Below are 20340 nucleotides of genomic sequence, written 5' to 3'. Positions count from 1 at the left end.
AAATTTATAAAAAAGGCACATAGAGCCAGGTAAGTATACACGCTCTATGTGCCTTTTTTTATTCTATTGGTTGCTTCTCATTTGGCTCAACAACTTTGAAGTTCTCACCATCTTTTGGTGGGCGAGGTCCAAAGTATTGATAGAATTTAACTGGAATACGTCCGTTGAAAAGTTTACGATTTTTATTAGCACGTTTTCCAAAGTCTTTTTCAAAATCAGGTGCAGATGTAACAGCATAGAAAGACCAAGTTTCATTAGAGTCAATAAGGGTACGTAAATCCTTATGAAGTCTAGGAAGTTCTTGACTTGTACTAATACGTTCACCATAAGGTGGGTTACAGATTACAACACCATAGTCTCCATGAGGAAGAGAAGTCTTGTGGATTGGTTTTGCAAAGAATTGGATACATTCGCCTACACCAGCAGCTTCTGCGTTCTCACGTGCAGCTAAAATCGCATTACGATTAATATCAGAAGCATAGATGATAGGGTTACCTTTTTGGTCCATTTGGTCACGTGCTTCCTCGCGAAGCTCTTGCCAAAGTTTACGAGGCACTTGAGGCCATGCACAAGATGCAAAAGAACGGTTAAGCCCAGGGGCAATATTTTTAGCCATCATAGCAGCTTCAATAGCAAATGTACCGCTACCACAACATGGATCATATAGAATACGTCCTTTTTGCCAGTAACTAATTTGTAAAAGTGCAGCAGCCAATGTTTCTTTAATAGGTGCTTCTACAGTGCTTACACGGTAACCACGTTTGTGAAGACCTTCATTACCAGTTGTATCAATAGTTAAAGTTGCAATATCTTTAAGAAGAGATACTTGTACAGTATAGCTTGGACCAGTTTCTTCAAACCATTCAATGCCATAAACTTTTTGTAAACGTGTAACAATAGCTTTTTTTACGATAGATTGACAGTCAGAAATACTAAAGAGAGCAGATTTAACGGATTTACCATTAACAGTGAATTTAGCATCTGGTGTAATCCATTTTTCCCAAGGAATAGCTGCAGTTTCATTGAAAAGTGTTTCAAAAGTAAGGGCTTTAAATTCTCCCATCTTAAGAAGTACACGGTCAGCACTGCGAAGCCATAAATTAGAAAGAACGATGGCTTCAACATCACCTATATAAGTAATCTTACCATCCGCAACTTCATTTATTTCATAGCCAAGTTCTTCTACTTCATGTCGAACAACAGATTCGATTCCAAAGGTAGAAGTAGCAATAAGCTCAAAAGTTTTCATAGGAATCTCCTTTTATCATACTTAATCTTATGTATTTTACTATAAGTTGAGCTAAATGTATAGGATAGAAGTAAATGAGACAGGAAAGATAAAAAATAATTGTAAACGAGTGTAAACCTAGTTTATAATTTAGATATCAGTAATATTAGCGGAAGAGTAGGGTTGACTTAAGGTGAAAATATATAAAATATATAAAATATACGAGGAGATCGTTTAATATGTTCAAACGTAAAAAGTGTTCAGAAGTATGCAGTATCTTTGATTATATGGAAAGTAATATGAAAGGGAAATGCTGTGAAGCACCTAAAACAAACCACCCACAGCATCAAAAAGTATTAGAAGTTGTAGATAGATATATGAATGTACATAGTCTAAATTATGATATGACAGTCCAACTTCTAGCAGAAAGCTCAAAGTTGAGTGAGTTTGATGTAACAATGAGCTTTAGTGCAAATAGACTTAAAAATATTGCAGCAGAGTTAGAGATGTCAAGTAATTGTAATATGGCAATTGTAGAAGAAGCGAAGTTAAGTATAAATGAAGTATCTGTGAGTTTGGAAGAAAGCACCCACGTCCTTAAAGAGGTAAGTAGTAAGTCACTAGAGCTTATGACTACAAATAAAGAAAATATGCAACAACTTAATGAAATCAATAATATTAGACAAGTAGTATTCGATAATGCAAAGATTATGGAAGATAAAATTAATGTCTTAGAGCAACTTTCACATAAAGTAGATGAGATTGTAGAAGGTGTAAGAGCTATTGCAGAGCAAACTAATTTACTTGCTTTAAATGCTAGTATTGAAGCAGCAAGAGCAGGGGAACAGGGGAGAGGATTTGCTGTTGTTGCAGAAGAAATTAGAAAGTTAGCAGAAGGCACAAAAAGTAAGTTAGGTGATATGCAGACCTTTACACAAAATATTAGAGAAGCAACAACCGATGGTATCCATAGTGTTAAAACAACCATTCACTCAATGGAAGAAATGGATTCAAAGATGGAACAAGTTAATCATACATTTGAAGAAGGCGGACGTAATCTAGAGATGACAGTAGGGCAAATTCAAACTTTATCAACAACGATAAATGAGATTAATCAGTCAGCACAAGAGATTTCAGTTGGGATGAATGAAGTTGTACTTGAGACAGAAAAAATGAATCAAATGTCTTTAGAAGTAAGCGAAGTATCTGAGAAAACTTATGAGTATGCAAAGAGTATTAGTTCTATAGATGAAGGGGTATCTAACCAGATAAAAGCAATATTCCATAATATGAGTGAGGGTTATACAAAACTTTCAAATGAACAATTTATAATAGTTATTGAAAGAGCGATTAAAGCACATCAAAAATGGGTTATTAAGTTAGAAACAATGTTAAAAAATAAAAAGATTGAAGCTATCCAAACAAATGAGAATAAGTGTGAGTTTGGTCACTTTTATAATGGTTTAGAGATTAAACATCCACAGATTAAAGAAGTATGGGATACGATTGAAGGCATTCATAAGACCTTACATAATAACGGGCATCATGTTATTCGTGCAATTGAAACAGGAGATTTAGTAGGAGCTCAGAGAATTTATCAAGACACCTATGGGATATCAGAGCAAATTATTAATAAGCTTCAAGAGATTATAAAAATTGCTAAAAGATTAGAACAACAAGAAGAAATGGTATTCTAGTTAGCAATGAATAATAAAAAAGAACCTTCTATATCTAGTGAAAAATTCCTAGCTATAGAAGGTTCTTTTTATATTTTTAATATTAATCCTTGTTATACAAGCATAGGACGAAGTAAATCTTCAAGTGTCTCACGTTTGCGGATTAATTTTACATTACCAGTTTCCTCAATAAGGACTTCGGCAGTACGAGGACGTTGGTTATAAGAAGATGACATTGAGAAGCCGTAAGCACCAGCATCTAATACTCCTATTAGGTCACCTACATGTGGAGTAGGAAGAAGACGGTCTTTAGCCAGAATATCCCCACTTTCACAAATGTTACCTACTACAGTAAAAGGTGTTAGTGGTGAAGTACAAGCAACATGTGTAGTATAAAGTTCCATATCATGATGTGAGTCATACATAATAGGACGTTGAAGAACATTGAATCCTACATCTGTTCCAAGGTAATGTACACCAGCATTTTCTTTTAAACTTGTAACTGTACCAAGGATAAGTCCGCATTCGCAAGGGATGTAGCGTCCAGGCTCAATTTGGAATTGAAGTTTTTTGCCATAGCTTTCAGCAAAGTTGTGAAGTACAACATCGAGTTTGTGACCAAGTGTTTTAATATCTAAGCGTGCTTCACCATCTTGTTTATGATAAGGAATACCGAAGCCACCGCCTAAATCAATAAATTCTAAATCCTCAAAGTGCTCTGCGATGTGTAAGATAGAAGCAGTACTTTGAATATATGGATCGTAATCCATAAATAATGAACCGATGTGTTGATTAATTCCTACTAATGTTAAATCATATTTTTTAAGAAGAGATTTAACAATATCAATATCTTCTTGGTTAATTCCGAATTTAGTTTTTTTACCTGCTGTAACAACTTTTTCATGGTGGCCAGCACCAATACCAGGATTGAAACGTAAAGCAACTTTACTACCTGGGTTCATTTCTCCATAAAGTTCAAGTTGAGAAAGAGAATCTAAGCTCATTAGAACACCATGATTGATCGCATAACGCATATCTTCAGCTGTAACGTTATTTGGAATAAAGAAAAGTTCTTCCGGTTTGAATCCACTTTGAAGTGCAAGGTATATTTCACCAGGACTCATAACATCTGCATGAAGGCCTTCTTCTCTAACAATTTTAAGTAAGTGAATATTTGTATTTGCTTTTACTGAATAGTGTGGAACAAAGTTCTCATAAGTAACTAAGTTTTTAATTTCTTTGCAACGTGTACGAAGAATTTCTTCATTGTAAATATAGAGTGGAGACCCGTATTCTTCAATGAGGTCGAAGACATTGTTTCCTCCAAAGAATTGAGTATCAGTTGTAAAATTACCGTGTAAAGTGTGCATAGCAATCCTCCCTATTGATTCGTGAGACGAATCATTTCTAATTCTGTGATTAATGATTCTCGCATAAGCCGTACGAGAGATTGATTAGTGGTATAAAGACATTGTGATGATGTATTAGCTAGATCCCCAGTGATGACACAATGTGTATCCACAATCATATGAAAACCAAGAGGCGGTTTGACTTTAACATAAACAAGAGCCTCTCCTAATATTAAATGTGAATTACAAATAATGGTGACTCTTTTACTTGTACTAATCTCACTTAGGACATCCCTAAATTGTTCAAGAATGTCAGCAGTTGTCAAAATATACAAATGTGATTTGCAGCTTTTGATAGTATTTGTAATTTTATCTATAACATTTTGATAACCTTTGATTGTTATATAAGGATCTGAAACAAGTAAATTCTCAGGATAGAATGTATCAATTGTTTCATAAATGGCTTTAAAATCTTTTTTGGCTAAAAGAAGTAAATCTTCCTTTGATATTGCAATATATTTGTTAGGTTCCTCGTCTAGAAGATAGCATTTACCTTTGTCTTGGAGACTATATAGTGCTGCGTATACATTAGAACGAGAAATGCCACAGAGTTTTGCAACTTCATATCCTGTTAAAGCACCATGTTTACAAAGTGTTGTGTAAATAGTAGCTTCTATAGGTGTTAACCCTAACTTGGTAAGTGCTTCTTCGAAATGCATATTATCACCCTTAGTAGTTTTGTTTAGAACTACTATAGAATAAAATTTTAGAAAAGTCAACAGTATTTAATAAATGATAGAATTTAGTCTGCATGTTAATTTCATAACTATATGGTAAAAATATGATATAATGATGTTTCGAAGAATTGAGGTGGATAATATGGATTTATTTGATTATATTAGTGAAAATAAGAAAAGTGTAGACTCACCACTTGCTTCTCGTATGAGACCTAAAAAACTAGAAGAAGTAGTAGGACAAGAACATATATTACAACCAGATAAGTTACTGTATCGTGCGATAAAAGCAGACAAGCTCCAATCTCTCATTTTTTATGGCCCACCAGGAACGGGGAAAACAACAATTGCTAAAGTAATTGCCAATACAACAAAAGCAAAGTTTGTTATTTTGAATGCGACAACCAGTGGTAAATCAGATATAACAGAAGCTGTTAAGGAAGCAAAAGATCATCAGGCTATGACTGGACACAAGACCATTATTTTTGTAGATGAGATCCATCGTTTTAATAAGGCTCAGCAAGATGCGCTCCTTCCTTATGCAGAGGATGGTACGATTATATTAATTGGTGCAACAACAGAAAATCCTTATTTTGAAGTAAATAGAGCGCTTATTTCTAGATCTTTAATTTTTGAACTTCGCCCATTAGGTGAAGAGGCTATAAAAAAAATTATAATTGAAGCGCTAAAAAGCAAAGAGCGTGGACTTGGTGTATATAAGTGTACGATTACAGATGAAGCGTTAGAATTTATAGGTCTTAGAAGTGGGGGCGATGCAAGAAGTGCACTGAATGCTATTGAACTTGCAGCTATGACTACAGAAAGAAGTGAAGATGGACTTATTCATATAGATGTAGCAGTTATGGAAGAATGCATGCAAAAGCGTATGTTGAACTATGATAAAAAGGGTGACAACCATTATGATGTCATCTCTGCATTTATTAAGAGTATGCGTGGAAGTGATAAAGATGCAGTACTTCATTACTTGGCGAGAATGATAGAAGCGGGAGAGGATCCTAAATTTATAGCAAGACGTATTACTATTTGTGCAAGTGAAGATGTAGGTAATGCTGACCCCATGGCTCTAGTCGTAGCAACGAATGCAATGCTTGCAGTAGAACGTATTGGTATGCCAGAAGGGCGTATTATATTAGCACAAGCTGCAGTCTATGTAGCCTGTGCACCAAAGAGCAATGCAAGTTATCTTGGTATTGATGCAGCGCTTAGTGATGTGCGTACTAGAGATATTGGAACAGTGCCATTATATCTTAAAGATAGCCATTATAGTGGTGCAAAAGATTTAGGAAGAGGGATAGACTATCTTTATCCTCACAATTATCCAAATCATTATGTAGAACAAGCGTATTTACCAGAAGCTTTAAGAGGCACTGTATATTGTGAGCTTACAGATGAAGGATATGAACGCAAACAAAAAGAGGCACTTGCAAGACGCAAGTGCCAAGAGTAATTAAATAAATAATTTAATATCTTCTTTTGTAATGGATTTGAATAAAAATAGAAAAACTATGTAGAAGGCTGCAAGACTTAAGGAACCAATTACTGTAGAGATACGTAGACTAAAGAGAGTCATTAAATGATGGTCAAACACATAGTTGAGTGTAAGTCCACCTGCTACAGCAGCTAAAGTAGGTTTAATGAACCAGCCTACAATATCTACAGAAAGGTTAATATGTTTGAGAGCGTGCCATAAATGATAACAGCTTACAAGTGTAGACTGAATAAGCATTGCCACAACGAATCCAATAATACCTAAGCGTGGAACAAGGATTAAAATAAGGACGATGCATATAACAGAAGCAATACTATTACCCTTAAAGGTTAAGCGTTGAAGTCCTAACCCATTAAGCATACCAGTTAATATATCTCTTAAGTAAAGGAAAGGACAGATAATGGCTAAGTAGCGAAGAAGGTCTCCAACTTCTTGGCGGCCATAGCAAGCCATAGCAATTTCATCTCCTAGTGTTAAAAAAAGTACGCAAGAACCAATTCCAATTACAGCAGAGTATTGTATAGATTTACTTACTGTTTTATGGAGAACTCTGGTGTTGTTCTTAGCTACCGCTTCTGAAATGGCAGGGACAAGAGCAGTTGAAATGGCCATTGTAACCATTGAAGGGAAGAGAAGAAGAGGAAGTGCCATTCCACTAAACATACCATACATACCTAGTGCTTCACTGTTATTCATTCCAAACTTTTGAAGTTGGATAGGGATAAGAATGTTTTCTATAGAGCTTAGGGCTGAAGTAAGAAAACGATTTGCAGTAATAGGAATAGAGATGGTCATCAGTGAGCCCATAATGCTGCGGTAAGGTAATGTTGGTTTGCTTGGTGGTAACTTGCGTTTTTTTAGTTGAAACATAGTGAAAGTAAAGAGTGCAGAACAAAACTCACCAGCGCAAAGGCCAAGAGCACCAAGAGCACAGGCATATTCAATACCTTTTGGAATATAAAGACTAGCAAAGCAGATAATAATAGCCATACGAGCAATTTGCTCGACAACTTGGGCAAGGCCAGAAACAGCCATTTCTTGTCTACCTTGGAAGTAACCACGAATACAACAAGCTATAGCCATAAAGGGAACACATACAAACAAATAGCGAAGAGCAAGTGCAGTACGTGGCTCGTGTATATAGGAGTTTGCAACCCAAGGTGCTGCGACAAAAATAAAACCAGACATAAATGTTGCAATACTTACAGAAATAATTAAGGCGGACCTTAATGTACGGATACCATCTGCATGTCTACCATGAGCTGTATGTTCAGCTACTTTTTTGGATACAGCAAGTGAAATGCCAGCAGATGAGGCTGCCCAGATGAGCATATAGATGGGGAAAATAAGTTGATACAATCCAACACCTTCAGCCCCCATAATATTGGACATGTAAATACGAAAAATAAATCCAAGTATTTTCGTTGCAAAACTGGTTAAGGTTAAAACAATTGTACCAGTGATTAGTGCTTTTTTACCCATAGACTTCCTCCTTATCTAAATACATAACTAGTACAATTTATGAGACAAGTTGGGAAAATATGTGCACTAGAATTTTAAGTTGAGCAAGTTACCGTAAATAAGGTATAATAAAAATGATGAGTTTAGGCAAAAGGATGGTGAACAATAGGTGGAAATTAATAACTGGAAGAAGATTTTAACACCCTATACACAAGCTGTAGAAGAACTGAAAATTAAGTTCAAAGGGATTAGAAACGAGTACATTAACCTGGATGAGTATTCACCAATAGAATTTGTGACAGGCCGTGTTAAGAAAATTTCAAGTATATTAGAGAAAGCTAAAAAGAAAAATATTCCACTGGATCAAGTGGAAGAAAAGATGGAAGATATTGCGGGGATCCGTATTATGTGCCAGTTTGTTGAAGATATTTATACAGTAAGAGAAATTATCCGCAAGCGCCATGGCAAAGATATGTATTTAGTAGAAGAACGTGATTATATCAATAACCTAAAGCCAAGTGGTTATCGTAGTTATCATATGATTATAAAATACCCTGTGCAAACAGCTCAAGGTGAAAAATTGATTTTTGCAGAGATTCAAATTCGTACATTAGCTATGAATTTTTGGGCAACAATTGAACACTCTCTTAGATATAAATATAAGCAAAATATGCCAGAAACAATTCAAGAGCGTCTTAATAAAGCCGCAGAAGCTGCTCATAAGCTGGATCAAGAAATGGCAGAAATACGAGATGAAGTACTTAAAGCACAAGCTGGGTTCCAGGCAGAATCAAACGTAGTAGCAGACATCTTTGGAAATGTGCAAGCACTTGCTAAGAACAATGAACAAGACGACATGAATGAGATTTATGAAATGTTTTGGGGCTTATGGGAAGAAGGCAATGTAGATAAACTTAATAAGTTCAATAAAGAATTAGAAGAAAAAATTCGTCAAGTGTATCAAAGATAGGGAGGAAGTATTTTGCCAATTAGAGTACCAAATCAATTACCAGCAGCAGATATTTTACAAAAAGAAAATATTTTCATCATGGATGAGGAGAGGGCTATTAAACAAGATATACGTGAACTTAAAATAGCTGTATTAAATTTAATGCCTATTAAACAAGACACAGAAGTCCAACTTCTAAGACTACTTGGAAATACCCCTCTTCAAATCGATATTACATTATTAAGACCAGCTTCACATGAATCAAAAAATACATCTAGTGAATACCTTAATACATTTTATAAAACATTTGATGAAATTAGTGAAGAAAGATTTGATGGTATGATTATTACAGGTGCTCCAGTAGAGCAAATACCTTTTGAAGAGGTTACATATTGGGAAGAGTTAGCAGACATTATGGAATGGACTAAAACTCATGTAACTTCTACATTCCATATTTGTTGGGGAGCACAGGCAGGACTTTATTATCATTATGGTATTAAAAAGTTTGACTTGCCAGCAAAACGTTTTGGAGTATTTGAACATTATAAAGTAGGCACGGGACCACTTCTTTATGGATTGGATGACTGTGTATTTATTCCTCATTCAAGGCATACTGAAATCTCTAGGGAAGAAGTAAAAGCTTGTAACTGCGTAGATATTTTATTGGATTCAGAAGAAGCAGGGATAGCACTAGCAATTTCAAAAGATGGCAAACAGATTTTTGCAACAGGTCATGCTGAGTATGACCCTTGGACATTAGGTAATGAGTATAGACGTGATTTAGATAAAGGTTTACCTATACAAATGCCACATCACTATTTTAGAGATGATGATATGGACAAAGGACCAGATGTAAAATGGCGCTCTCATGCTTATATTATGTTTTCAAACTGGCTCAACTACTACGTATACCAAGTAACACCATATAAGTTAGATGAAATAAAATGAAATAGATAGAGATTATAAAAAGCGAGTTAATCAATATAAGATGATTAACTCGCTTTAGCATTATAGCTAAACTAATAGAAGTCTATTTTGAACTTGAATATTTTGATAAGCATATGGATTAGTGAGAAAGGGAACAATTTATTTACTAGCTACACTAAAATAGTGTAGCAAATTAATGATAAATTTAACATAAAGAGGGCATGACATGAGAACAATACGCAAACTAGGAGAAACCCTTATTCCTGTACCGTCAGTTTTTAAAACTTATTTTCATAAAGATTTACCAGAAGATATTCCTTTTGATTATACAGACCAAATCTATGCTGGATTTGATAGTTGCGGTGTACCTATTATTATACCTAAAGATTACAATAGTTATGATTATAGAGAGACACTGTTACCTATAGTTGGTTACACACTAGTAACTAAAAACGTTTGTAAGGCATTAGCATCTTTTATTAAAGACAAAAAAGTCCTAGAAATTATGGCAGGGACAGGATGTCTTACCTATGGCTTGAGAAGTTTTGGAGTTAATATTCATGCAACAGATGATTACTCTGAGGAGTTATTGACTAATTTTTGGATTAAAGATTTAGAACAATTAGATTGTATAGAAAGCGTTAGAAAATATGGTAGCCAGATAGATTATCTTTTAATTTCTTGGTGTGCTCAAAAAGCACCTATTTTAACAGTTATTCAACTTCTAAAACACATTAATCCAAAAGCACAAATCATCTACATTGGTGAAACAAAAGGTGGTTGCACAGGCAATGATGCTTTATGGGATATGGTAACACCTATTAGATATAATAACTTTTATGAAGCGGTTTTATGCTATAGGTCTTGGTATGGATTACATGATCGACCATTTCTATTAAGAATTAATTAATAGTTTAAAATTAATAAGCCACCTTAAGGTGGCTTGTTAATTTTGTACTCATATTTTTCATTTATAAATGTTGGAATAAAAAGAACAAGGTTGTAAGTATTAGGTAGCAAGGTGAAAAAATATTCATATATTATCATAGAAAATAATTTTAGGTTCGGGTGGTGTATATGAATATATCGGGAAATGTAGCATTTGTTCCTAGTGGAGTACCACAGGTAACGTCAGATAGTAAGGCCGTTGCTAATATTTATATGGCTCTACAAGAAAAGGGAGATATAAGTGTTAGTGGAACATTTACAGGACTAGGCATTATAACCAAAACGGATAGTAATGGAGATTTCATATTTAATAATATACCTACTGGTGAATATAGGGTAGTTGAAGCTGCAGGGTATACAGTGAATACAATAAATGATGAATGGAATAAAGCAACATCAATAACAGTAACACCTCAAGATCCAGACGTTTCTGTAATAGATGGAGTACCAAGTGATACGACAAATATTATGTCTTTAACGCCAAATACAGTTTATATTACAGTAACTACATCAGATATTTCAGACATACAGTTTATAGATTCACCAGTAGCCAATATACCATTAGCACTTAATACTTATGTAACGGTGGGAAAAAATTTAATTGTAGAAGGAGGAAATGGAGAATTTGGATTATTACCTAATGGAACTTCTGTTCAAACAAGTCCACCTACTGCGAATCCCCCCTATAACAATTTTGAAACAAGTTTTGAATATGTCCAATATGGTGATCGTTTACCAGTAGATGGAGAGTATTCCATAAGTAATATTATAGATAATACGAATTTTGCTGTGTGGTTTAATACAGCAGACCATAGTACAGGTAATGAAACAGGAAGGATGATGGTCGTTAATGGGGGACATCCTGATCAATCTATATTTACTACTCAGGTAACAGTAAAGGCAAATACAGATTATGTCTTTTCTACATGGATATTAAATTTAGATGCACTTACAGGGTATATTAATCCAGAACTACGTGTAATTATTTCAGGATCAGAAGATATATTTAATAAGTTATTGACACAAAATCTAGGGCTTACTTCAATTCCTACATGGAAACAAGTAGGTGCTGTTTTTAATAGTGCAAGTAATACGGTGTTAACGGTAAGCTTTATTAGTGAAGGTGGTCCCGCCTACGGTAATGATTATCTTATTGATGATATCCGTTTGGAGGAATTAGAAGGTACTCCCGTAACAGATATTCAAAAAAATGTAAATAGAGTGATATGTGAGCCGGGAGATAAATTAACTTATACAATAACTTTTACTAATACAAGTAGTCAAACGCTCAAAGAAGTATTATTTGTTGATCCTTTGTCAAGTGATGTGAATTTGCAAGTAGATTCAGTTATAGTTAATAATGTACAAGTTAATAGTCCATTACTTTCAGAGGGAATTGTATTAAAGGATATAGGACCAAAACAATCCATCAATATTCAGTTCGTAGTACAAGTGGCAACAAATCTAAAAAATGGCACGACAATATATAATACAGGAACTCTTAAATATACCTTTATAGATATGGAAAATAATACAAGGCGGGTAGTAGTAAATACTAATGAAGTGAATACGACTATTATTAACTCAACTTGTCCTATATGCCCTACAGGAGCAACAGGTCCAAGAGGAGAGCAAGGAGTTACAGGAGCAACAGGTCCAAGAGGAGAGCAAGGAGTTACAGGAGCAACAGGTCCAAGAGGAGAGCAAGGAGTTACAGGAGCAACAGGTTCACAAGGAGAAAAGGGTTCTACGGGAGCAACAGGCTTACAAGGAGAGCAGGGGGTAACAGGAGCAACAGGCTCACAAGGAGAGCAGGGAGTTACAGGAGCAACAGGCTCACAAGGAGAGCAGGGGGTAACAGGAGCAACAGGCTCACAAGGAGAGCAGGGAGTTACAGGAGCAACAGGTCCCCAAGGAGAAAAGGGTTCTACGGGAGTAACAGGCCCACAAGGAGAAAAGGGTTCTACGGGAGTAACAGGTCCCCCAGGAGAAAAGGGTTCTACAGGAGCAACTGGCCCTCAAGGACCAACAGGACCTGCTGGAAAGGATGCTATTAGAGATTATTTATATATTTGTGCAGAAAAAAATATGTGTGTGAAGTGCTATGAAACAGTCCCTTTGTTGGATAAAATAGTTTCTAGAGGAGATTCTATCAAATATATAATGGGAAAAAATCAAATAGTGCTAGAAAGTAATAGATCATATTATGTACATTGTACAATATTTGTATTACCAGGTATAGCAAGATGTAAAACAAGTATACAAATTAGTTTTTTAGTTAATTCTAGGAAATATCCAGGAATGTATTGTCAACCAATAAGTCGGAAAACAGAAAAATTTAATTTTATAGGTGATACAATTATTAGGACAGATGATAAAGAGAGTATCTTTAGTTTAAGCAACCAATCATGTGAAAATATTTGTATAGAATATATAAATTTAATGATACTAGAGATATAAATTTATATACGAGAAATAGCAATTGAAATTCATATTTTAAGATGAAATGGATAACCTATTAAAAGGTAAACAGATTAAATACAGATAAATATAGAGTTGTTATATGATTTGAAAATTGTTATAATAGTATATAAGAGTAGTTTACTGTGTTAAGGAGATGAAACAGTGAATAAACGTAAATTTAAAAAGAAAGTCAAGGAGGTCAGAAAACTCATGTGTTGTGGAAGAAGAAAAGAAAGATCAAATAGAGGTTTGTGGTTTGGAATCGCATTAGCTGTAGTTGCAGGATTAGTAGGTCTTGTATTATGGTTAAAATCAAGAAATGATGAATACATTGAAGAATACTATGAGTATTTCGATGATGATCTAGAAGATGAACTAGAAGATGACCTTTATGGCGAAGAAGATGATGATGTAGAATACGTAGCAATTAAAGATTTTGATAAAGAAGACGAAATAGAAGCTGAAGAAGCTACAGAAGAAGTAGTAGAAGCAGATAACACAGACGAAGAAAATAAGTAGTATAATGAAAGCTCTAGGCCAAACTTAGAGCTTTTATATTTCTAAGTATGATATAAGCTAGATCAAGAGACACTATAAAAGCATTTTGTAGTGTCTCTTGTTATGTGTTACAATACTATTTCTAAGAAAAAAATGAGTAGATAAATATTAATGGGAGGGCAATCTAAGTGAAAAGAGTCATTATTGCAGAAAAACCATCTGTCGCTAAAAATATTGCAGATGCCCTGCACATCAAAGGACGAAAAGACGGATATTTTGAAGGGGAAGATTATCTTATTACATGGGCATTTGGTCATCTTGTAGAACTCTATGATGCAAAAGACTATGATGAAAAGATGCAAATTTGGCGTATGGAAAACTTCCCTTTTATACCGGATCAATTTAAATATAAGATCAAGATGGAACAAGGTAAGAAAAAAGTAGATCAAGGTGCCAAGAAACAAATGAAGTGTATCAAAGACCTTATTAACCGTGATGATGTTGATGGTGTGATCTCAGCCTGTGACTACGATAGGGAGGGACAGGTTATCGGAGACTGTATTATGAACTTCTTGAAGGTTAAGAAGCCAAGGTACCGTATACTTCTAAATGAATGGACAGAAGATGAGGTGAAAAAAGGCTTAGAGAAGATAGTTCCTAATGAAACTATGCAGCCATTACAAGATGCAGGTATAAGTCGCCAGCATGCTGATTGGCTTATTGGAATTAACTTAACTTCTGTAGCTACTTTGAAATATAAATCGGGTAAAGGTGAATTATTCAATATAGGACGTGTACTTTTACCAACATTAAAAATGATTTATGACAGAGATATGGAGATTCTTAACTTTAACTCAGAACCCTACTTTAAACTAACAGCTACTTTTAAAGCTGATAAAGAAAGCTATGAAGGGGCCTATACTGTTGATAAGAAAGATAAATTTGAAAAAGAAAATGATCTCATTGCAGTAAAAGAAGCCATTGCAGCTAAACAAGGAAAACTTGTTCAAAAAGATGTAGTAGAGAAGAATGAATATCCACCTGCACTATTCAATCTTTCAGCTTTACAAGGATATATTACAAGTAAATATAATGGGTTTACTTCAGACAAAGTATTAAAAGTAGCTCAAAGTTTATATGAAAAGAAATTTATTACTTATCCTAGAACAGCAAGTAGTGTGTTAGACGAAAGTTTAATAGATAAAGTACAAAAGGTACTTATGGCTCAGAAAAAAGGTACACCTTTTGAAGATGAGATTAAATTCCATAGAAGCCCACGTGTCTTTAACAGTAAAAAAGTAGAAAGCCATAGTGCGATTACTCCAACGTATATGGTACCAACGGGGCTAGGAGGAGAAGAAAAGTTAGTTTATGATGCTATACGTAATCGTTTCTTGATGCAGTTTATGCCTATTTCTATTGTTGAAGAGACTGTATTCACTACAAAAATAGAAGGTGTAGAAGGAGAATTTATCTCTAAAGGAAAGATTCAAAAAGTATTAGGTTGGAAGAAAATTGAAAAAGATAATTCTAAAGATGTCATTTTGCCTGATTTAGAAGAAGGAACAATAGTTGATGTAGCAAAAGCTGAAGTTACAAGTCATGCAACAACACCACCCAAACCATATACAGAAAAAACTTTACTTAGAGCTATGGAGACATGCGGTAAGCAGTTTAAGAACGGTAAAGGTAAAGCAGACAATAATGATGATACTGATGACGTTGAGGAGAATGTAGGTGAAGAGGGAGAAGATAGTGATTTAATGGATGCTATCTTAAGTGGTTTTAGTATTGGTACACCAGCTACCCGTGCAGAGACAATCAAGAAGCTTTGTTATACTCATTATACAGTAATGCAAAAGAAGAATATTCGCTGTACAGAAAAGGGTAAGAAACTCATAGAAACATTACCTGTTAAAGGGTTAATGGACTTAGAGTATACAGGGAAGCTTGAAAAGACCCTATCAGATATTGAAAAGGGAACAGTGAAAAAAGAAACCTTTATGAATCATATTGTTAAGTTTGTGGTAAGTGGTGTAGACACGATCAAGACACAAAGAACAGCGCCTATCCAGTACAACAAAGAAGCTTTTGCACCAACAAGTGTAGCGAGTAAAAAGGTAGCTGCTAATAAAGCATCTACTAGTAAATCAAGTACATCTAAAAATACCTCTTCAAATGGAATTAAAGGAAACGGTGAAAAAGAAATCTTAGGCAAATGTCCACTTTGTGGTAGTGATATTATTGAAGGTGCTAAAGGTTTTGGGTGTATGGGTTATAAATCAGGTTGCCGCTTTGTTATTTGGAAAGAAGATACAACACTTGCACATTATGGGAAGAAGCCAACTAAGACATTAGTGAAGCAGTTGCTTAAAAAAGGCGAAGGCACTTTAAAGGGGCTTAAGACTAAGAATGGAACAAAGTTTGATGCTATTGTAAGTTATACATTTGATAATGAAACAGCAGTAGGGAAATGGGACTTTAGAAGACCTGAGTAAATAGGAGGTGTAGAGGGAGAGAAGGTACCTCTGCACCTCTTAAAAGTTGGAGAAAAATTGAAGCATTTTTAACAATAAAAAATAAAACTTTAATAAGATATTTTTATGCAATTAAGTAGAATAATGAAGTGCTTTTTAAGATGGAAAAATCTTGACATTAGCCTTACAAAAATATATGCTATAGGTGTGTTAACCTTATAGAAAATCCTATAAAAAGGTCAACTATTTTAAAGAGAAAAAATGGAGGTGTTTTATTATGGCATACCGTATTAGTGAAGATTGTATTAGCTGTGGTGCTTGTGAAGCTGAATGTCCAGTAAGCTGTATTTCTGAAGGAGATGGCTTATTCGTTATTGATGCAGATTCTTGTATCGAATGTGGTGCATGTGCATCTGTTTGTCCAGTTGGCGCACCAAACCCAGAAGCATAAGATATACATAGTATAAAAAAGGCCCTTTATGGATTGAATAAATCCATAAAGGGCCTTTTTATAGTGAGTGAAAACATAATAGGTAAAACTTTGATATATAAAAAAATAAATATAGCGTTAAAATATATGGATAACCAAGCGGTTGTAAATGATAGTTACAAATTATACACTATTTTAGTGAACAAAAAGTAAAATATAACCGTTATTGGTAAAATGTTCAATGTGTAGGTGAAAAGATGGAGTATAACCAGTTAAAATATATTGTTGAAATTGTAGAATCAGGAAGTATTTCTAAAGCAGCTCAGGTCTTATTTCTTTCGCAACCTAATTTAAGTAGTCAAGTGACTCAATTAGAAAAAGAAATAGGAAGACAACTTTTTATTCGTGGTAATAGAGGGGTTACACTTACTAAAGAGGGCATAGAAGTTTATCACTATGCAAAGCAAGTAGTAAGCCAATTTGAGCTAACGAAGCAAAAACTATTAAATCATATTAGTGAAAATAAGATTAAAATTGCTTCATGTGGATGTGAAGTAATCGAGCCAGCCTTTTTTGAGGTTTGTAAGGTTTTTAATCAAATGAATTATGAGTTTGAATTAGAGTATTGCAATATTGAACAATGTATTGAGAAATTAGGGAGCCAAGAAGTAGACATGGCTGTTATTCCTTATACATCTCTTCAATATAAAAAATTAGATCAGTTTTTGATAAACAAAAACTTATGTATGCAAGAAATTTTTACAGGAGAGCTTAAGGTACATGTCAGCGAACAATGGGAATTAAGCAAAAAGGCTAAGATTAATAAAGGAGATTTAAGAGGACTTGTGCATGTGAAGAAAAATATCTTGTTTAGTGGGATGTTTAGCTTAGATTATGAGATGCGTCAATTAGGAATGGAATTTTGCAACAAGAGTTTAGTGACACATCAAATCAAAACCTATGAAGCAGCACTAGCTCATTTACCTTCTTTTGCTATTACACCTGAATGGCATTGTAATTTAGAAGTCAATAGTTATCTTAAAAGAATACCGTTTGCTGGTAATCCCATTTCTGTAACTATTGCTGTAATTAAACGTAACAATGAAGTTCTAAGAAAAGAAGTTTTATATTTTTTAGAGCAATTAAAACGGTATAAATAATATTTATATAAATTGATTTACAAGGAGATTTAAAATGAATAAAAAAATGTTAGCTTCATTATTAGCAGCTGGTTTAGCAATTGCTTTAGTAGGATGTGCACAAGAACAAGTACCACAAGTGAGTGAACCAGTAGAACAAGTGACACAAGCCGAAGTAGAAAACAAAGAGGAAGCAGATGCAACATCAGGGGCTTCAGAAGTAGATGCTGCAACATCAGCATCTATTGTTCCAGCAGAATTAGTACAAGTTTACAGTCCAAAAGGATTCAAAGATACAGATGCTAAAAAAGCATTATTTGTAATAGGTGACCCAAGAAAAGATAGCGTGCATTACGATTTGGCACGTACTGCAATGCAGTATTTTGAAGAAAATGGTGTAGAAGTTGAAGTAAGAGATTTATATGATATGAACTTTAATCCAGTACTTATGCCAGAAGAATTTTATTATGCAAAAGATGGAAATGGTGAACCAACACCTGAGATAAAAAAAGAACAAGAGCTAGTAAGTCAAGCAGATTATATTATCTTCTCTTATCCAAACTGGCATGATACACCAAATGCTATTGTAAAAGGTTATATGGAGAAAGTTTTCGCTAAGAAATTTGCTTATCAAGATACAGAATCAGGTCTACAAGGTATGTTAACAGATAAATCTATCTATACTATTATGAATGCAGGATTCCTTGGTGGTGGTCGTGGCTATATTGGTGATGGTATCGGTATTGATGATGCTGCATGGGATGAATATATGCAGGCATTTGAGGTCTTAGATAATGATACAGCAGGCTTCTGGGGTGTTGAGAACAAAGGAAGATTTGTAAATGATAGAACACCAAAGAATAGTTCAGACAACTATGAAGCAGAAATTAATGAGTTAAGAGATGCTCTCAAAGCAAAACTAAAAGAAGTCTTTTTTAACTAAGAAATTTTTAAAATAAAATCATACATAAAGTTAGATAGAAAGTGCCTCCTATCCTTACAAGAATAGGAGGCACTTTCTATTTATAGGTTTTTAGATTTGTTATGCCAGAATAATGCTCCGCCGATTAATAACAGTACAGAGAATCCTGCATATACAAAGAAGTAAGGATTGCTTATGCTTCCAAATAAAATCATGAGTGAACCACAAGTTGCAAGAATTGGGTTCATTTTACTACGCCAAAATCCTTTGATTTCTCCTTTTTGACCAAGTTGGAAAACTTTGATATAGAGAACAATATAAAGGACATAATTAATAGTGATTGCAATTTCTGATACATCAGAGTTTTGTAAAATTCCACTAGATTGAGTGAAATAGTGAATAATCATCCAAAATACACAAACACTAAAAGCAATCGCTGCGCTAGAAAGTGAAAAACTTAAACCATGTGAAGTTTCTTTGAGTTTTTCAGAGCGAGGGAACATATCTCTTAGAGCAAGAGAGTATGGCAGTCTTAAAAGTCCCATGATAAGTCCATTAACAGTTCCCATTACAGAGATGATAACAAAGATTAAAATAATCTTAGCACCCCATGGACCTACAAGCTGTTGTGCAGCTAAATCTACATGGGCATCCCCGAGTTGCATAACTGTTTCAGGACCAATATATAAACTAATTCCTATGAAGTATAAAAGATAAATTGCTAAGATAAATATAGGTGCAAAAATAAGAGCAATTCTTAAGTTCTTCTTAGCGTCTTTAATTTCATGTCCCATTGATGTTGCAATAATCCAACCATCAAAGGCAAAGGCAACAGGTGTTATAGCTGCGATCCAGCTAGCAGATTGAGCAGTCTCTAATTGATTAGGCGTTAAATGAGTTGGATTGCCACCAATAAGTCCCGCGATACCTATTACAAATAGAGGGATAAGCTTAATTACTGTTGCAAAGTTTTGGAAATAACCACCAAGTTTCGTTGATAAAATATTGAAGACAAAGAGTACACATACTACGATAGAACCTATCCCAATTTGTACTAATAATGTACCTTCAATAGCAAATAATAAACATGTGTAAATCCCAACAACCCACGCTACAACACAGATTAATGTTGGATAGTAAAGAAATGTGTGGAACCAACCAAATGCACAGGCAACATGCTTATTACATGTATCTTCTGCATAGGTAATGATCCCTCCTGCTTTAGTTGTACGGGAAGCGAGTTCGGCAATAGTAAGACTTCCAAAAATGATACTAATTGCTGCAAGGCAGAATACAAGCACACCCAGTTTAATACTTCCGCCTGTTGCAATAAGAATATTATCACTTCTGAAGAAGATTCCTGAACCAATAACGATCCCCACAATCATCCCAATGGTTGTAAATAAACCGTATTCAGTTTTTTTCATAAATGACCTCTTCCTTATCTAATTTTGTCATATATTTCAAGTTATCTTTCGGCATATTAGAATGAAGAAAGATGGAAGAAATATGAATTAAGTAGTAGTATAACATAAGGTAATACAGATGAAAATAATTCTTTATTTATAAAAATGGCTAAAAAAACGCATATTTCATCCTAAATATAGTTAGATGTTACATGTTGAGTAA

General features: G+C 34.4%; 16 protein-coding genes. 11 read left to right on the top strand and 5 right to left on the bottom strand.

Going from position 1 to position 20340, the window contains the following annotated elements; all coding sequences use genetic code 11:
* Nucleotides 1-58: 58 nt before the first annotated feature.
* Complete coding sequence (locus BN2390_RS12690; RefSeq protein ID WP_053984721.1) at nucleotides 59-1249, bottom strand: THUMP domain-containing class I SAM-dependent RNA methyltransferase; 1191 nt, start codon at nucleotides 1247-1249, stop codon at nucleotides 59-61.
* Between the two features lie 218 nt (nucleotides 1250-1467).
* On the opposite strand from BN2390_RS12690, the gene BN2390_RS12685 reads away from it, so the two are divergent.
* Nucleotides 1468-2925 (top strand): methyl-accepting chemotaxis protein, encoded by a 1458-nt coding sequence (locus BN2390_RS12685; protein WP_053984720.1) that lies wholly within the window; start codon nucleotides 1468-1470, stop codon nucleotides 2923-2925.
* Between the two features lie 92 nt (nucleotides 2926-3017).
* On the opposite strand, the gene lysA is transcribed toward BN2390_RS12685, so the two are convergent.
* Together lysA and BN2390_RS12675 are read right to left on the bottom strand one after the other, a co-directional pair.
* Nucleotides 3018-4274, bottom strand: coding sequence for a diaminopimelate decarboxylase (gene lysA / locus BN2390_RS12680; protein ID WP_053984719.1), 1257 nt, complete (start codon nucleotides 4272-4274; stop codon nucleotides 3018-3020).
* Between the two features lie 11 nt (nucleotides 4275-4285).
* Nucleotides 4286-4972, bottom strand: coding sequence for a TrmB family transcriptional regulator (locus tag BN2390_RS12675; protein ID WP_053984718.1), 687 nt, complete (start codon nucleotides 4970-4972; stop codon nucleotides 4286-4288).
* Between the two features lie 160 nt (nucleotides 4973-5132).
* Here BN2390_RS12675 and BN2390_RS12670 point away from each other — a divergent pair, with 160 nt between their 5' ends.
* Nucleotides 5133-6455 (top strand): replication-associated recombination protein A, encoded by a 1323-nt coding sequence (locus BN2390_RS12670; RefSeq protein ID WP_053984717.1) that lies wholly within the window; start codon nucleotides 5133-5135, stop codon nucleotides 6453-6455.
* On the opposite strand, the gene spoVB is transcribed toward BN2390_RS12670, so the two are convergent.
* Nucleotides 6456-7979, bottom strand: a complete 1524-nt coding sequence (gene spoVB / locus BN2390_RS12665; RefSeq protein ID WP_053984716.1) for a stage V sporulation protein B — start codon at nucleotides 7977-7979, stop codon at nucleotides 6456-6458. It lies immediately after the preceding gene.
* 148 nt (nucleotides 7980-8127) lie between these two features.
* Here spoVB and BN2390_RS12660 point away from each other — a divergent pair, with 148 nt between their 5' ends.
* From BN2390_RS12660 to BN2390_RS12620, 9 genes are all read left to right on the top strand, one after another.
* Nucleotides 8128-8928, top strand: coding sequence for a GTP diphosphokinase (locus BN2390_RS12660; protein ID WP_053984715.1), 801 nt, complete (start codon nucleotides 8128-8130; stop codon nucleotides 8926-8928).
* A gap of 12 nt (nucleotides 8929-8940) precedes the next feature.
* Nucleotides 8941-9855: a homoserine O-acetyltransferase MetA gene (gene metA / locus BN2390_RS12655; protein WP_053984714.1), complete on the top strand. Its 915-nt coding sequence runs from the start codon at nucleotides 8941-8943 to the stop codon at nucleotides 9853-9855.
* A gap of 205 nt (nucleotides 9856-10060) precedes the next feature.
* Nucleotides 10061-10744: a hypothetical protein gene (locus BN2390_RS12650; RefSeq protein ID WP_053984713.1), complete on the top strand. Its 684-nt coding sequence runs from the start codon at nucleotides 10061-10063 to the stop codon at nucleotides 10742-10744.
* Between the two features lie 167 nt (nucleotides 10745-10911).
* Nucleotides 10912-13242 (top strand): DUF11 domain-containing protein, encoded by a 2331-nt coding sequence (locus BN2390_RS22270; RefSeq protein ID WP_053984712.1) that lies wholly within the window; start codon nucleotides 10912-10914, stop codon nucleotides 13240-13242.
* A 165-nt stretch (nucleotides 13243-13407) separates the two neighbouring features.
* On the top strand, nucleotides 13408-13764 hold the full coding sequence (locus BN2390_RS12640) for a hypothetical protein (RefSeq protein WP_154668825.1): 357 nt from the start codon (nucleotides 13408-13410) through the stop codon (nucleotides 13762-13764).
* Between the two features lie 167 nt (nucleotides 13765-13931).
* A complete protein-coding gene (locus tag BN2390_RS12635) occupies nucleotides 13932-16241 on the top strand; it encodes a type IA DNA topoisomerase (RefSeq protein WP_053984710.1) in 2310 nt (769 codons plus the stop codon).
* A 256-nt stretch (nucleotides 16242-16497) separates the two neighbouring features.
* Nucleotides 16498-16671: a DUF362 domain-containing protein gene (locus tag BN2390_RS12630; RefSeq protein ID WP_053984709.1), complete on the top strand. Its 174-nt coding sequence runs from the start codon at nucleotides 16498-16500 to the stop codon at nucleotides 16669-16671.
* Between the two features lie 236 nt (nucleotides 16672-16907).
* Entirely contained in the window at nucleotides 16908-17810 is a 903-nt protein-coding gene (locus BN2390_RS12625; protein ID WP_053984708.1) for a LysR family transcriptional regulator, read from the top strand.
* A gap of 34 nt (nucleotides 17811-17844) precedes the next feature.
* Complete coding sequence (locus BN2390_RS12620) at nucleotides 17845-18732, top strand: NAD(P)H-dependent oxidoreductase (RefSeq protein WP_053984707.1); 888 nt, start codon at nucleotides 17845-17847, stop codon at nucleotides 18730-18732.
* A gap of 80 nt (nucleotides 18733-18812) precedes the next feature.
* Here the strand turns inward: BN2390_RS12620 and BN2390_RS12615 are convergent, their stop codons facing one another.
* The gene (locus BN2390_RS12615) at nucleotides 18813-20138 is read right to left on the bottom strand and encodes an APC family permease (RefSeq protein ID WP_053984706.1); all 1326 of its coding nucleotides are present in this window, start codon (nucleotides 20136-20138) and stop codon (nucleotides 18813-18815) included.
* Nucleotides 20139-20340 lie beyond the last annotated feature (202 nt).

Source organism: Niameybacter massiliensis, assembly GCF_001282685.1.
Taxonomy (GTDB): domain Bacteria; phylum Bacillota; class Clostridia; order Lachnospirales; family Cellulosilyticaceae; genus Holtiella; species Holtiella tumoricola.
This window is presented reverse-complemented; position numbering and strand designations above follow the sequence as displayed.

Excerpts from the sequence above, each read along its gene's own strand:
- BN2390_RS12690 (WP_053984721.1), bottom strand. The coding sequence starts at position 1,249 with ATGAAAACTTTTGAGCTTATTGCTACTTCTACCTTTGGAATCGAATCT.
- BN2390_RS12685 (WP_053984720.1), top strand. The coding sequence starts at position 1,468 with ATGTTCAAACGTAAAAAGTGTTCAGAAGTATGCAGTATCTTTGATTAT.
- lysA (WP_053984719.1), bottom strand. The coding sequence starts at position 4,274 with ATGCACACTTTACACGGTAATTTTACAACTGATACTCAATTCTTTGGA.
- BN2390_RS12675 (WP_053984718.1), bottom strand. The coding sequence starts at position 4,972 with ATGCATTTCGAAGAAGCACTTACCAAGTTAGGGTTAACACCTATAGAA.
- BN2390_RS12670 (WP_053984717.1), top strand. The coding sequence starts at position 5,133 with ATGGATTTATTTGATTATATTAGTGAAAATAAGAAAAGTGTAGACTCA.
- spoVB (WP_053984716.1), bottom strand. The coding sequence starts at position 7,979 with ATGGGTAAAAAAGCACTAATCACTGGTACAATTGTTTTAACCTTAACC.
- BN2390_RS12650 (WP_053984713.1), top strand. The coding sequence starts at position 10,061 with ATGAGAACAATACGCAAACTAGGAGAAACCCTTATTCCTGTACCGTCA.
- BN2390_RS22270 (WP_053984712.1), top strand. The coding sequence starts at position 10,912 with ATGAATATATCGGGAAATGTAGCATTTGTTCCTAGTGGAGTACCACAG.
- BN2390_RS12630 (WP_053984709.1), top strand. The coding sequence starts at position 16,498 with ATGGCATACCGTATTAGTGAAGATTGTATTAGCTGTGGTGCTTGTGAA.
- BN2390_RS12625 (WP_053984708.1), top strand. The coding sequence starts at position 16,908 with ATGGAGTATAACCAGTTAAAATATATTGTTGAAATTGTAGAATCAGGA.
- BN2390_RS12620 (WP_053984707.1), top strand. The coding sequence starts at position 17,845 with ATGAATAAAAAAATGTTAGCTTCATTATTAGCAGCTGGTTTAGCAATT.
- BN2390_RS12615 (WP_053984706.1), bottom strand. The coding sequence starts at position 20,138 with ATGAAAAAAACTGAATACGGTTTATTTACAACCATTGGGATGATTGTG.